The sequence below is a fragment of the Streptomyces eurocidicus genome (assembly GCF_002891295.1).
Classification (GTDB): Bacteria; Actinomycetota; Actinomycetes; order Streptomycetales; family Streptomycetaceae; genus Streptomyces; species Streptomyces eurocidicus.
Genome location: NZ_LGUI01000008.1, coordinates 399,360 through 413,237, shown reverse-complemented (window position 1 = coordinate 413,237; position 13,878 = coordinate 399,360). Strand labels below are relative to the sequence as shown.

Here is a 13,878-nt window from a genome sequence, read left to right as displayed (position 1 = left end):
CTTGTCCGGGTCAGGCGTCTTCGGCCAGTTCCAGCCAGCGCAGCTCCAGTTCGTCGCGCTCGGCGGCGAGTTCCCGGAGTTCCGCGTCGAGTTTGGCGACCGCCCCGAAGTCGGTGGCCTGCTCGGCGATCCGCGCGTGGAGCTTGGCCTCCTGCTCGCCGATGCGGTCGAGGCGGCGCTCGATCTTCTGGAGTTCCTTCTTGGCCGCGCGGGCGTCACCGGCCGACTTCTGCTTGGCGGTGGCCTCCGGCGCGGCCGGGGCCGCGGCGGGCACGGCGGCCTCGATGACGCGCTGACGGCGCTCCAGGTACTCGTCGAGGCCGCGCGGCAGCATCCGCAGGGCCTGGTCGCCCAGCAGGGCGTAGACCTTGTCGGTGGTGCGCTCGACGAAGTACCGGTCGTGGCTGATGACGACCATCGAGCCGGGCCAGCCGTCGAGGAGGTCCTCCAGCTGGGTCAGGGTCTCGATGTCGAGGTCGTTGGTGGGCTCGTCGAGGAAGAGGACGTTGGGCTCGTCCATCAGCAGGCGCAGGATCTGGAGCCGGCGGCGCTCACCGCCGGAGAGGTCGCCGACGGGCGTCCACTGCTTCTCCTTGGTGAAGCCGAACTTCTCGCAGAGCTGCCCGGCGGTCATCTCCCGGCCCTTGCCGAGGTCGACGCGGTCGCGGATCTGCTGGACGGCCTCCAACACGCGCTTCTTCGGGTCGAGTTCGCCGACCTCCTGGGAGAGGTAGGCGAGCTTGACGGTCTTGCCGACGACGATGCGGCCGGCGGCGGGCTGCCGCTCGCCCTCGGAGCGGGCGGCCTCGGCGAGGGCGCGCAGCAGCGAGGTCTTGCCCGCGCCGTTGACGCCGACGAGGCCGACCCGGTCGCCGGGGCCCAACTGCCAGGTCAGGTGCTGGATCAGGGACTTGGAGCCGGCCTGGACGGTGACGTCCTCCAGCTCGAAGACGGTCTTGCCGAGGCGGGAGTTGGCGAACTTCATCAGCTCGGCGGTGTCGCGCGGCGGCGGCACGTCGGCGATCAGCTCATTGGCCGCCTCGATGCGGAAGCGCGGCTTGCTGGTGCGCGCGGGGGCGCCGCGGCGCAGCCAGGCGAGCTCCTTGCGCATCAGGTTCTGCCGCTTGGTCTCCTCGGTCGCGGCGATCCGCTCCCGCTCGGCGCGGGCGAAGACGTAGTCGCTGTAGCCGCCCTCGTACTCGTGGACGGCGCCGCGCTGGACGTCCCACATGCGGGTGCAGACCTGGTCGAGGAACCAGCGGTCGTGGGTGACGCAGACGAGGGCCGAGCGGCGGGCGCGCAGGTGGGCGGCCAGCCAGGAGATGCCCTCGACGTCGAGGTGGTTGGTGGGCTCGTCGAGGACGATGAGGTCCTGCTCGGCGATCAGCAGCTTGGCGAGCGCGATGCGGCGGCGCTCACCGCCGGAGAGCGGGCCGATGACGGTGTCGAGGCCCTGCGGGAAGCCGGGCAGGTCCAGGCCGCCGAAGAGACCGGTGAGGATGTCCCGGATCTTGGCGCTGCCGGCCCACTCGTGGTCGGCGAGGTCGCCGATGACCTCGTGGCGGATCGTGGCGGCCGGGTCGAGGGAGTCGTGCTGGGTGAGCACGCCGAGGTGCAGGTGGCCGGCGTGGGTGACCCGGCCCTTGTCGGCCTCCTCCAGCCTGGCGAGGATGCGGATCAGGGTGGTCTTGCCGTCGCCGTTGCGGCCGACGACGCCGATCCGGTCGCCCTCGTTGACACCGAGGGAGATGCCGTCGAGCAGCGCACGGGTGCCGTACACCTTGTCGACGGCTTCCAGATTGACGAGGTTCGTGGCCATTCCGCTCCTGCTCCTGCGCGGGGCTGCGCTTGCGTTTTGTGATCGGCCTTCCAGGGTAGTCGGCCCGGGGAATTCCCCCTGCCCGCCCCTTCCCGCCCCTTCCCGGCGCAGTCGGGCCCCGGTGGCCCTTTCCGCGCGGCGGGCGGGTGTCCGCGAATCGCGGGACGGGCCGGATTTCCCCGGGACCGGCCTTTCCGGCGGGGCGGAATTCCCGCCCCGCCGCCCGACGCCCGCCGCGCGGACCGGGGTCCCGGGCTTCAGACCTTCGCCGCCACCACCGGGCGGATCCGCAGCGCCGCCCAGGCCGGGACCAGTGTCGCGGTCAGGGTGAGCGCCCCCGCGCCCGCCACCGTCGCCAGATAGATCACGGGCGGTCCGGACGGCAGCGGGCCGCCGGTCGCGACCAGGCTGAAGGGGACCAGGGCGGCGGCCGCCGCCAGGGTGCCCAGGGCGAGGCCCGTGGCCGTGACCAGGACGGCCTCCACGGTCATCATGCGGAGCACCTGGCCCCGGGTGGCGCCCGTGAGGCGCTGGAGGCCCAGTTCGCGGCGGCGGTCCCGTATGGAGATCACCAGGGTGTTCACGACGGCCAGGGCGGTGTAGCCGATGAGCATGCCGCAGATGAGGTAGTTGGCGGTCGCCTGGGTGCGGGTGTCGCGGGCGTGCCCGTCGATCACGCCGTCCCGGTCGGTGACGGCGAGAGCCGGGTGGGCCCGGGTCAGGGCGCGCAGACCGGCGAGCATCTGCCGGGGGTCGGTGCCGTCGGCGGCGCGCACCAGGATCTGGGCGGGCAGGCCGGAGGTGGTGTGCGGGGCGAGGAGGGCGACGGGGACGAGGGCCGTCGGGTAGTCGGGCCGGTCGGCGAGCAGGGCCACGACGCGGAGGTCGGCGGCGGAGCCGTCGCCGAGGCGCAGCCGTACGGTGTCGCCGACGCCGCGGCGCAGGCGGTGGGCGGTGGCCTCGGGCAGGGCCACGGTGTCGCCGCGCAGGGCGGTGAGGGCGCCCTCGGTGGCCCGGGCGGCCAGGGTGCGCCCGGCGGCGTCCGCGTCGACGCCCTGGAGGGCGAGGCCGCGCTTGTCCTGCTCGTGGTCGACGGGCCGCTCCAGCCAGCCGGTACCGGTGGTGTACGCGCCGGCGGCGGCGACGCCGGGCGCCTTCCGCACGCGGTCCGCGAACGCGGGGTCCACTCCGCCGGCGGCCGAGGTGACGACCGCGTCGGCCTTGAGGCCGTCGGTGAACTGCCTTCCGGTGGCGTCGGCGGCGGTGGTCTGGAGGTAGAGCATGCCGGTGGTGACGGCGGTGGCGAGCATGACCGGGGTGACGACGGCGGCCATGCGGACCGAGCGGGCCCGGCAGTTGCGGGCCGCGAGCCGGCCGGTGACGCCGCCCAGGAGGCGGGCGGGCCACTGGAGGACGAGCGCCGCCGCCTTGGTGAGGGCGGGGCCGATCAGGGCGAGGCCGATCGCGGCGCACAGGACGGTGGGGCCCGCGGTGGACGCCGCGCCGGGGCCTTCCAGGACGAGGGCGGTGACCAGGGCGAGGGCCGCCGTGCCCGCCAGGAACAGGGCGGCGAGGAGCAGCCGGGGCCAGGAGATCCAGCGCTGCCGCGCCTCGGCCTCGCCGAGGGCCTCGGCCGGGTGGACCCTGACGGCGCGCCAGGCGCCGAGGACGCCGCCGCCGAGGGCGGTCAGCAGGAGGGCGCCGCCCGCGGCGACGGCGGGGATCCAGCCCTGCCGGAACCCGACGGTCTCCGCGATCGTGCCGCTGTCGACCAGCCGCTCGTACAGCCAGTGGCCGGCGAGCGGGCCGGTGAACCGGGCGACGCCGCCTGCGAGGGCCGTGACCAGCAGGGTCTCGCCGAGTACCAGTCGGCGCAGCTGGCCGCGGGTGGCGCCGACGGCCCGGAGCAGGGCGAGTTCGCGGTGCCGCTGCCCGGCCGACTGGGCGACGGTGGCGCCGACGACGAACACGGCCGTCCCGACGGCGAGGCCGCCGAAGGCCCCCGAGAGCGCGATCAGGTTGTCGCCGCCCTCGACGACCTCGGGGTGCTCGACGGCGCCCCGGTCGTCGCCGGTGAGGACGGTGACGCCGCGCCCGTGCAGGGCCTCGGCGATCCGCTTCCGCAGTGCGCCGGGGGCGGTGCCGGGGAGGGGGAGGACGGCGATGTCGGCGACGGTGCCGGCGCGGGGCGCGAGCCGTGCGGCCTCGGCGGTGGCGAGGAAGAGCGTGGGCTGCGGCACGGCGCGGCCGGCGGCGGGCCGTACGAGGCCGGTGACGCGGTACGGGGCGGTGGCGCCGTGCGCGGTGAGATCGATCCGGTCGCCCGGCCGGACCCCGGCCGCGCGGGCGAGGCCCTCGTCGAGGGCGGTCTCGCCGGGCCCGGTGGGGGCCTCGCCGGTGACGAGGGCGTACGGGGTGAGGGCGGCGGACTCCCAGCCGTGGGCGCGGGCGGCGGCGGGGGGCCGGGTGCCCGTGGTGACGGCGGCGTCGAAGGTGCGCTCGCCGACCGCGGTGCGGACGCCGGGGACGGCGCGGACGCGCTCGACGAGCGCCTCGTCGAGCTCCACGCGCTCCGGGAAGAGGGCCTTCGCCTTGTGCTTCCCGTCGTCGGCCGGGGAGTACCTCCGCTCGCCGGTGACGAGGACCGGCGCGCCCGCGAGGCGTTCGGGCGGGGTGTCGTTGCGGATGCCGGTCTCCATCAGGCCGCCGCAGGCCATGACGATCGTCGCGCCGAAGAGCAGCGCGAGGAAGGTGGCGGTGAAGGAGGCGGTGCGGTGGCGCAGCGAGCGGCGCGCGAGCCGGCCCATCATGCGGCGGCCCCGGTCCGTCCGTGGTCCGTCGTCCTGCGGTTCACGCGCCACCCCTGTTCTCCGTCGTACGGCCGCCGGTCGCGGCGACGGCCTCAACGCTAGGGACGGAGCGGGCGCGGTCCCATGGGACGAGCGGGTCTCCCGGGGGTGGGGAAAGCCCTACCGGCGGCGTGGGGTTCCGCCGGCCGTCTCGACGAGCAGCCAGCCCGCGGCGGCCATGAGGACGGCGGCGGGGGCGGTGACGCGGAAGGCCACGAGGAGGGCGGTACGGCCTTGGAGGAGGCCGCCGAAGCCGACCATGGACAGCCCGAGGACGCCGAGGAGGGCGAGGGCGACGCCCGCGGCGGCGGTGGCCGTGGCGCGGCGCGCGGCGCGGGTCTCCCCCGGGCGGCCGGCCGCGCCCTTCCCGGGCGCCTCCGCCTTGCGGAAGACGGCCACCAGGAGCGCGGTCACCAGCGCCGCCGCCAGGACCCTCGGCGGCACCTGCGCCCACCACGCGGCGCTCGCCGGGGCCGGCAGGGGGACGTCCAGGGCGAGCAGGGCCCCGTAGACGCCGAGCATCGCGGTGAGGTGCCACAGGAACGCGGTCATGGCGATGCCGTTGGCCGCGACGACGGCGCGCCAGACGCGCGGGCGGGCCACCAGGCGGGCCATCGGGCGGCGCAGCAGCTCGACGGCGCCGACCAGCCACAGGCCGTGGCAGAGCAGGGCGGACGTGGGCGGCGCCATGTTGCTGATCTTCTCGCCGGGCATGCCGACCATCGACAGGGGGTACGGGCCGAGGGCCACGAGCGCGGCCGCCCCGGCCAGGCCGGTGGCGGCGAGGACGGCCGGGCGGCGCAGGCGGCCGTCGGCGCGCAGGAAGCCGAGCTGGTGGACGGCGAGCCAGACGAACGCGAAGTTCAGGAACTCCACGTACGGCACGCCGGCGGCGAACCGGAGCGTGTCGACGCCGGCCGCCGCGCCGGCCAGGGCGGCGAAGGCGCCCCACCCCCACCGTTCGTGGAGCCGGAGCAGTGGCGGGGTGAAGGCGACCATGACCAGGTAGATGCCGATGAACCACAGGGGCTGGGCGACGAGCCGGGCGGCCACGTCCGTCAGCGGGCCGTCTCCGCCGAGGAGTTGGACGGCGAGGGCACCGGCGCCCCAGACGGCTATGAAGAGCATGGTGGGGCGCAGGAGGCGCTGGAGGCGGGCGCGGACGAACGCCGCGTAGGCCGGGCCCTCGGTGCGGCGGGTGAGGGAGCGGTAGGAGAGGGCGTGCGAGAAGCCGCCGACGAAGAAGAACACCGGCATGACCTGGAGGGCCCAGGTGAGGAGTTGCAGCCCGGGCTCGACCGCGAGCAGATTGCCGACCTCGGCCCGGCCGTGGTCGGCCGTGACCGCGGCCATCAGCCAGTGGCCGAGCACGACGGTGCCGAGCGAGGCGACCCGGAGCAGGTCGATCGTGCGGTCGCGCGCGGCGGGGGTGACGGCGGCGAGTTCGCGGGCGGTGGGGGGTGTGGGCATGCCCGCACCTTGGCTCGGCGGGTGGGGGTGGCGCCATGGGGGTGGTACTCAGGTGGGGGTGAGTACGGGTACTCAACCGCGCGCGGGTGGGGCGCCTGCGGCGGGCTTGTTCCCCAGCCCCGCCCCTTCCCGTAACCGGGGGCTGACGCCCCCGGGCCCCCTTTTCCGCGCTGACGCGCGGTGTCCTCAAGCGCCGGACGGGCTGAAGTTCAGCCCGTCCGGCGATTGAGGACATTCGGGAAGGGGCGGGTAGGGGAAAGGCCCGCCGCAGGCGCACCACCCCGCCGTCACCACTACCGCACCGTCGCCCCCGCCACCGCCCCCGCCGCGACCCGTACCGAACGGCACGTCCCCGACGCCCGCAGCGCGTCGGCCACCTTCGTGCCCTCCTCCTCGTCGCGGACCAGGAACGCCGTGGTCGGGCCCGAGCCCGAGACCAGGGCGGCCAGGGCGCCGGCGCCGGTGCCCGCGTCGAGGGTGGCGGTCAGGGACGGGCGCAGGGAGACCGCGGCCGGCTGGAGGTCGTTGGTGACGGCCGCGGCGAGCGCGGCGGCGTCGCCGGTGCGCAGGGCGTCGAGGAGCGCGGGCGACGGCTCCGGCTCGGGCACGTCCGTCACGCTCGACCCCTGGCCGGAGACCTCGCGCAGACGGTCGCACTCGGCGTAGACGGCCGGGGTCGACAGGCCGCCGTCGGCCACCGCGAAGACCCAGTGGAAGGTGCCGCCGACGGGCAGGGGGGCGAGGATCTCGCCCCGGCCCCGGCCCAGGGCCGCCCCGCCGGCCAGGCTGAACGGCACGTCGCTGCCGAGCTCGGCGCAGATGCCGAGCAGTTCCTCGCGCGAGGCCCCGGTGCCCCACAGGGCGTCGCAGGCCAGGAGCGCCCCGGCGCCGTCCGCGCTGCCGCCCGCCATGCCGCCGGCGACGGGGATGTCCTTGTCGATGTGGATGTGGACGTTCGCCTCGCGCCCGTGGCGGGCGGCGAGGGCGAGCGCCGCGCGGGCGGCGAGGTTGGAGGCGTCCAGCGGCACCTGGGCGGCGTCCGGCCCGGAGCAGGTGACCCGCAGTTCCCCGGCGGGCGTGACGGTCACCTCGTCGTACAGACCGACGGCGAGGAAGACGTTGGCCAGGTCGTGGAAGCCGTCCGGCCGTACGCCGCCGACGGCGAGCTGCACATTGACCTTGGCGGGGACTCGGACGGTGACGGACGGGCTCACGGAGCGGGCTCCTCGGGTCGGGGAGAGCGGACTCCAGCGATCGTACGGGCGCGGTACCACCGAGGGTTTCCTTCCCCACCCACCACGGAAGGTGGCGGGCCGGAGCGGGCCGGGTCCGGGACGTAAAGCGAAGCAGTCCCGGACCCGGCCCGCGGAGGCCCGACACCGCACCCGGAAAGCTCCGCGCGGCGGGAAACGGCGCCGCACCCGACGACGGACCCGCCGCGGACCCGCGCCCGTCAGACCGCCTTGTTCTCCGCGATCGCCACGAACTCCTCCACTGTGAGCGCCTCGCCGCGCGCCTGCGGCGAGATCCCGGCGGCGATCAGCGCCGCCTCCGCCGCCGCGGCCGAGCCGGCCCAGCCGGCGAGGGCCGCCCGCAGCGTCTTGCGGCGCTGTGCGAAGGCGGCGTCGACGACCGCGAAGACCTCTTCGCGGGTGGCCGTGGTGTCGATCGGCGTGCTGCGGCGGACGAGGGAGACCAGGCCGGAGTCGACGTTCGGGGCGGGCCAGAAGACATTGCGGCCGATGGCGCCGGCGCGCTTGACGTCCGCGTACCAGTTGGCCTTCACGGAGGGGACGCCGTAGACCTTGTTGCCGGGCCGGGCGGCCAGCCGGTCGGCGACCTCGGCCTGGACCATCACGAGGGTCCGCTCGATGCTGGGGAACCGCTCCAGCATGTGCAGCAGCACGGGCACGGCGACGTTGTACGGGAGGTTGGCGACCAGGGCGGTGGGCGCCGGGCCGGGCAGCTCGGTGACCTGCATGGCGTCGCTGTGCACGAGTGCGAAGCGGTCCGCGCGGCCGGGCAGCCGGGCGGCGATCGTCGCCGGGAGGGCCGCGGCCAGCACGTCGTCGATCTCGACCGCGGTGACCCGGTCGGCGGCCTCCAGCAGGGCGAGGGTCAGGGACCCTAGGCCGGGCCCGACCTCGACGACGACGTCGTCGGGCCGCACCTCGGCGGTCCGCACGATGCGCCGGACGGTGTTGGCGTCGATCACGAAGTTCTGGCCGCGCTGCTTGGTCGGGCGTACCCCGAGGGCTGCGGCCAGCTCGCGGATGTCGGCGGGACCGAGCAGGGCGCCGGAATCGTCTGTGCTGGGGCTGGAGCTCACCCGTGAAGTTTACGGCCGCACACGGGCCACGGGCTCGCCCCCCGGCTGACGTAGAGCTTCTTGGCCCGGAAGGTCTGCTCGCCGGCGGGCGCGTCCTGGGGCCGGCCCTTGCCGCCGAGCCCCTGCCAGGTGCGGACGTCGAACTGGTAGAGGCCGCCGTAGGTGCCCGACGGGTCGACCGCGTCCGGCCGGCCGCCGGCCTCGCACTGGGCGAGACCGTCCCAGTTCAGCCCGTCCGCGCCCTGCACGGCGGTGGGCATGGCCTTGGTGCCGACCTTCACGATCTGGGTGGTGGGGCGGCGGACGGTCTCGGTGGAGATCTGCCGGGGCTTCTGCCGGACGCCGTTGACGGTCCGCAGGGCGTAGGTGATCCGCTCGACGCCCTTCTCGCCGCGCTGGGAGACGACCTCGGTGCCCTTGTAGAGGGTGGGGTCGTCGTGCCGCTCGGTGGTGAAGTCGATGGGCACCTCGCGGACCTCCTCGCTGCCGGTGATCCGCATGACGGAGATCGTCTGGCCCTCGCGCGGGAAGCTGTCGGGGGCGACGGAGGTGGTGTCCTGGCCGCGCAGGGTGATGCCGGCCTGGTCGATGGCCTCGTGGACGGTGGCGGCATTGGTGCGGATGGTGCGCTCGCGCCCGTCGGCCATGAAGGTGACGGTCCGCTCGGTCCGGACGTCCAGGTCCAGGCCCTCGCGCGCGATGGCGGCGGAGCGGGAGGTGGACAGATACGCCCCCTCGGCGCGCACCCCGAGCTGGCGCAGCGCGCCGTCGACGGTCCGGGCGGTGGTCCACACCCGGCGGTGCTCACCGTCGAGGGTGAGGGCGACGGGGCGCCCGTAGCGGACGGTGATCTCGTCGCCGGCGGTGAGGCCGTGGTCGTGGCCGGGGGTGACGGCGTCGTGCGCGCCGAGGTCCATGTGCTCGTCGGCGAGGAGTTCCTCGACGTCGTCGGCGAAGGTGTGCAGGGTGCGGGAGCTGCCCTCGACGTTGAGCTTGACGGTCTTGTCGCTGACGATGAAGGCCGAGGTGCCGCCCGCGAGGAAGGCCACGACGAGGGCCTGCGGGACGAGCCGGCGCAGGGCGTCGGGCCGCTCGCCGGTGCGCCTGCGCCGGGCGGAGCGGCGGCCTGGGGCCCCGGGCGCGGGCTCGGGCGCGGGCTCGCCGCGCGGTGCCGCGAGCGGTTCGGAAGGGGTCTTCGCGAGCTCCTCGGCGGGGGCCGTGACGGACCCCTGGCGGGGCAGGAGCGGGAGCTCGTCCGCGTCGGCGGGGGGCGCGTAGGAGCCCGCTTCGCGCGGTTCGGGGAGGAACGGATCGTAGAGGCCCTGGGGTGGTTCGTATATCCCGTAGGGCTCGCCGGGGGTGCCGTAGGAGCCGTAGGGCGCCGAGGGGGCGGGGGGTGCGGGCGCCGGTGCGGCCTGCGCATACGTCCCGGAGGTCCCGTACGTCCCGTGCGCCTCGTAGGAGGCGTAGTGAGCCGAGGGCACATACGGGTCGTACGGGCCGTACGTGTCGTATGGGTCAAACGCCGGGTAGAGCGGTGCTTCCGCCGCACCGCGGCGTGCGGCGCGGGGGCTGCCCTGTGCATGCGTCACGTGACACTCCCCTGGGTCGAGCTGTCCGGCCCGGGACTGTAGCGGAGGGAGCGTCACTCTCCAAAGTCATATGATCACAATGTGTCGCGGCAGAAGTGGCTCAGTAGCCGAACGCCCGTGCGGTGTTCGCGGCGACCGCCGTGGCCAGGGCGTCCTCGTCCACACCTCGGTACCCGGCCATCGCCCGCAACGTGACCGGAATGAGGTACGGCGCATTGGGCCGTCCGCGATAGGGCACCGGCGTGAGGAAGGGCGCGTCCGTCTCGACGAGCACCAGGTCGAGCGGGGCGACCGCGAGGGCGTCCCGCAGGTGCTGGGCGTTCTTGAAGGTCACGTTGCCCGCGAAGGACATGTAGTAGCCCGCCTCGGCGCACACCTTCGCCATCTCGGCGTCGCCGGAGTAGCAGTGGAAGACGACGGTCTCCGGGGCGCCCTCCTCCGCCAGCACCCGCAGGACGTCGGCGTGGGCCTCCCGGTCGTGGATGACCAGGGCCTTGCCGTGGCGCTTGGCGATGTCGATATGACGGCGGAAGGAGTGCTCCTGGGCGGCCATACCCTCGGGGCCCGTACGGAAGAAGTCCAGGCCCGTCTCGCCGACGCCGCGGACGTGCGGCAGTGCGGCCAGGGCGTCGATCTCCTCCAGCGCCGCGTCCAGGGCCGCGTCCCCGCCCGGCTCGCGGGCGCCCTGACGGGACCAGCCGTCGGGGTCGCCGAGGACGATGCGGGGGGCCTCGTTCGGATGCAGGGCCACCGTGGCCCAGACGCTCTCGTGCGCGGCGGCCGTCTCGGCGGCCCAGCGGGATCCGGCCAGGTCGCACCCCACCTGGACGACGGTGGTCACGCCTACCGACGCGGCCTTGGCCAGGGCTTCTGAGACAGAACCCTGCTGCATGTCCAGATGGGTGTGCGAGTCGGCGACGGGCACGTTCAGCGGTGCCGGGAGGGGCGGGGGGACGTCCTTTTCGCTCTGACTCCGCGCGCCGCCGGGCTTGTCGCTGTTCGATGCTGTTGCCGCCATGGACGCGATTCTAGAGACCGCGCGGCCTCGCGTTTACTTCCGGTGGAAGGGGTGCAGCAGATCCGACAGGTGCCAGTGGTGCGGGCGGGACTCCTCGCCGCCCTCGGCGGACCCCTTCGCCGCGCGTGCGCCGGCCTCGCCCGGCCCCGTCGCGCCCGCGCGCAGCGCCCCGGCCGGTGCCTGGTCCGTGGCGGGCGCGGCGGTCTTGGCGTACTGGTGCAGGACGCCGGCTATCCGGGAGACCTGGCCGGACCGCATGATGCGGACGGCGTGCCCACCGCAGTTCAGGCAGGTGGGGTGGGTCAGCGGGGACGGAACGCGTTCCCCGTCCGCGTAGTAGACGACGAACGGCCGGCCCTCGACGTCGGTGAAGTGCTGTATCTCGTACGACTGCTCCCAGCCGTGCCCGCACCTCATGCACGCGAAGGCGTACGACTCGTGGGCCGGCTCCGGTGCGCCGGGCTCGGTGGCCTGGTGGCCGACGGCTGTCGGACGGACACCGTTCGAGGTTCCTGCGATCTCGCTCATGGCAGCTCCTCTTGTCCTGAGGACAAGTCTCTCCGGGATCGGACGTCCCACATCCAGGGAACGCCTATACCGGCGAAGTCGCAGCAGCCTCTCCCCCGAATTGGGGCAAACTTGGCGTCGCGCTGCCCAAAATGCCAGGCTGCCAGGTCTAAGCTTTGCCTTTCACGATAGCCCTTTACCTGGGGATGGGCCCGGTAATGAAGGGCGGGCACGGGCTTTTCGCCCCGGCGGCGCGGACGGAAACACTCCGGAGCGTGGCCAGGTGATTCCAGCCGGTTCCGGCGGAGTTTTTTCCCGCCCGCCTTCCCCAAAATGCCCTCAATTACCGGAAGGGCCGACCACTATTTCTGTGGCTTTCCCGCCGCGTTCTTCGCCGCGACGACGGCGTCGAAGACGTCCCGCTTGGGCAGGCCCGCTTCGGCCGCCACCGCCGCGATCGCCTCCTTGCGGCGCTCCCCCGCCTCTTCCCGCACCTGCACCCGGCGCACCAGCTCCGCGGGGTCGAGGTCCTGCGGGCCGGGCTCGGCGGCGCCCTCCACGACGATGGTGATCTCCCCGCGGACGCCCTCGGCGGCCCAGGCGGCGAGCTCGTCCAGGGGGCCGCGCTTGACCTCCTCGTACGTCTTGGTCAGCTCGCGGCAGACGGCCGCCCGGCGCTTCGGGCCCAGGGCCTCGGCCATGGCGGCGAGGGTGTCGTCGAGGCGGTGCGGGGCCTCGAAGTAGACGAGCGTACGGCGCTCGTCCGCCACCTCGCGCAGCCGGCCGAGGCGTTCCCCCGCCTTGCGCGGCAGGAAGCCCTCGAAGCAGAAGCGGTCCACGGGCAGCCCGGAGACGGCGAGCGCGGTCAGCACGGCCGACGGGCCCGGCACGGCCGTGACCTTGATGTCGCGCTCCACGGCGGCGGCGACGAGCCGGTAGCCGGGGTCGGACACGGACGGCATCCCGGCGTCCGTGACCAGCAGCACCCGGGCCCCGCCGGCCAGGGCCTCGACGAGCTCGGGCGTACGGGCCGACTCGTTGCCCTCGAAGTAGGAGACGACGCGGCCGGTGGTGTGCACGCCCAGCGCCTGGGTGAGGCGGCGCAGCCGCCGGGTGTCCTCGGCGGCGATCACCTCCGCGGCGGCGAGCTCGGCGGCCAGCCGCGGGGGCGCGTCGGCGACGTCACCGATGGGGGTACCTGCGAGTACGAGCGTTCCAGTCACGGCCCCATCCTCGCAGGGTCCGGCGGTACGGCTCGCCGGGCGGGCTCACCCGGCGTGCAGCATCAGCCCGATCCCCACCACCATGAGCCCCGCCGCGGCGATCCGGGGCGCGCCGAACCTCTCCTTCATGACCACGGCGCCGATCGCCGCGCCCACGATGATCGACGACTCCCGCAGCGCCGCGATCGGCGCCAGCGCCGCCCGGGTCTGGGCCCACAGGACGAGGCCGTACGCGAAGACCGACAGCAGCCCGCCGAGCAGGCCGCGGGCGGCGTGCGGGCGGAGCTCGGCGAGGATCCGGCCCCGGCGGGTGGCCAGCGCGTAGGCGGGGATGGCGAGCCCTTCGAGGACCATCAGCCAGGCGATGTAGCCGAGGGCCGAACCGGAGGCGCGGACGCCCAGGCCGTCGACGACGGTGTACGAGGCGATGGCCAGGCCGGTGCCGAGCGCGGCCGTGATCGCCGGCCAGTGGGGGCGCGCGCCGGAGCCCCGGATGCCCCACAGCGCGAGTCCGACCAGCCCGGCCGAGGCCACCGCGACGCCGGCGAGCTGCCAGGCGTCCGGCACCTCGCCGGCGAAGGCCGCCGCGAGGACGGTGACGGCGAGCGGCGCGCTGCCCCGGGCGATCGGGTACATCTGCCCGAAGTCGCCGAGCGTGAAGGACCGCATGAGCAGCAGCTGGTAGACGACGTGCAGCACCGCGGAGGCGAGCAGATACGGCCAGGCCCCGCCCTGGACCGCGGGCACGAACGGCAGCAGCGCGGCCCCGCAGAGGGCGCCACCGCCGCCGACGAGGGTGAAGGCGAGCAGCTGGTCCCTGATGCCGTGGGCGAGGGCGTTCCAACTGGCGTGGGTGACGGCGGCGATGAGGACGGCGGCGGCGACGAGGGGGGTCATGGGGCGCGCTCGACTGACGCCCTGTCAGTGGTAGTGCTCATGCCGTGACGCTAGCGCCGGGTGGGTGGGGCGCGCTGTTGCCCCGGTCACGGCGGGGGCCCTGCGGGCGGCTTTTTCCCCACCCCGCCCCTTCCCGAACCGGGGCTCCGCCCCGGACCCGGTGTCCTCAAACGC

General features: G+C 74.8%; 10 protein-coding genes. All 10 read right to left on the bottom strand.

Going from position 1 to position 13,878, the window contains the following annotated elements; genetic code table 11:
* Positions 1 to 10 precede the first annotated feature (10 nt).
* On the bottom strand, positions 11 to 1,819 hold the full coding sequence (locus AF335_RS23890; protein WP_102920470.1) for an ABC-F family ATP-binding cassette domain-containing protein: 1,809 nt from the start codon (positions 1,817 to 1,819) through the stop codon (positions 11 to 13).
* 257 nt (positions 1,820 to 2,076) lie between these two features.
* Positions 2,077 to 4,680 carry an FtsX-like permease family protein gene (locus AF335_RS36295; protein ID WP_280524642.1) on the bottom strand — a complete coding sequence of 868 codons (2,604 nt, stop codon included), beginning with the start codon at positions 4,678 to 4,680 and terminating at the stop codon, positions 2,077 to 2,079.
* Between the two features lie 108 nt (positions 4,681 to 4,788).
* Positions 4,789 to 6,138: an acyltransferase family protein gene (locus tag AF335_RS23880; protein WP_102920469.1), complete on the bottom strand. Its 1,350-nt coding sequence runs from the start codon at positions 6,136 to 6,138 to the stop codon at positions 4,789 to 4,791.
* A gap of 293 nt (positions 6,139 to 6,431) precedes the next feature.
* Positions 6,432 to 7,352, bottom strand: a complete 921-nt coding sequence (locus tag AF335_RS23875) for a 4-(cytidine 5'-diphospho)-2-C-methyl-D-erythritol kinase (protein ID WP_102920468.1) — start codon at positions 7,350 to 7,352, stop codon at positions 6,432 to 6,434.
* A 239-nt stretch (positions 7,353 to 7,591) separates the two neighbouring features.
* Positions 7,592 to 8,467, bottom strand: a complete 876-nt coding sequence (gene rsmA, locus AF335_RS23870; protein WP_102920467.1) for a 16S rRNA (adenine(1518)-N(6)/adenine(1519)-N(6))-dimethyltransferase RsmA — start codon at positions 8,465 to 8,467, stop codon at positions 7,592 to 7,594.
* The gene (locus AF335_RS23865; RefSeq protein ID WP_376697820.1) at positions 8,464 to 9,951 is read right to left on the bottom strand and encodes a resuscitation-promoting factor; all 1,488 of its coding nucleotides are present in this window, start codon (positions 9,949 to 9,951) and stop codon (positions 8,464 to 8,466) included. Before AF335_RS23865 ends, rsmA begins: the two co-directional genes overlap by 4 nt.
* A 208-nt stretch (positions 9,952 to 10,159) precedes the next feature.
* The gene (locus AF335_RS23860; RefSeq protein WP_102920465.1) at positions 10,160 to 11,077 is read right to left on the bottom strand and encodes a TatD family hydrolase; all 918 of its coding nucleotides are present in this window, start codon (positions 11,075 to 11,077) and stop codon (positions 10,160 to 10,162) included.
* A 33-nt stretch (positions 11,078 to 11,110) separates the two neighbouring features.
* Positions 11,111 to 11,605, bottom strand: coding sequence for a hypothetical protein (locus AF335_RS23855; protein WP_102920464.1), 495 nt, complete (start codon positions 11,603 to 11,605; stop codon positions 11,111 to 11,113).
* Between the two features lie 341 nt (positions 11,606 to 11,946).
* Complete coding sequence (rsmI, locus tag AF335_RS23850) at positions 11,947 to 12,807, bottom strand: 16S rRNA (cytidine(1402)-2'-O)-methyltransferase (RefSeq protein ID WP_102920463.1); 861 nt, start codon at positions 12,805 to 12,807, stop codon at positions 11,947 to 11,949.
* Between the two features lie 45 nt (positions 12,808 to 12,852).
* Positions 12,853 to 13,704 carry a DMT family transporter gene (locus AF335_RS23845; protein WP_102920462.1) on the bottom strand — a complete coding sequence of 284 codons (852 nt, stop codon included), beginning with the start codon at positions 13,702 to 13,704 and terminating at the stop codon, positions 12,853 to 12,855.
* Between the last annotated feature and the right edge of the window lie 174 nt (positions 13,705 to 13,878).

Bases quoted from the DNA above. Each gene is read 5' to 3' on its own strand.
- AF335_RS23890 (WP_102920470.1), bottom strand. From the start codon at position 1,819: ATGGCCACGAACCTCGTCAATCTGGAAGCCGTCGACAAGGTGTACGGC.
- AF335_RS23880 (WP_102920469.1), bottom strand. From the start codon at position 6,138: ATGCCCACACCCCCCACCGCCCGCGAACTCGCCGCCGTCACCCCCGCC.
- AF335_RS23845 (WP_102920462.1), bottom strand. From the start codon at position 13,704: ATGACCCCCCTCGTCGCCGCCGCCGTCCTCATCGCCGCCGTCACCCAC.
- AF335_RS23860 (WP_102920465.1), bottom strand. From the start codon at position 11,077: ATGGCGGCAACAGCATCGAACAGCGACAAGCCCGGCGGCGCGCGGAGT.
- AF335_RS23855 (WP_102920464.1), bottom strand. From the start codon at position 11,605: ATGAGCGAGATCGCAGGAACCTCGAACGGTGTCCGTCCGACAGCCGTC.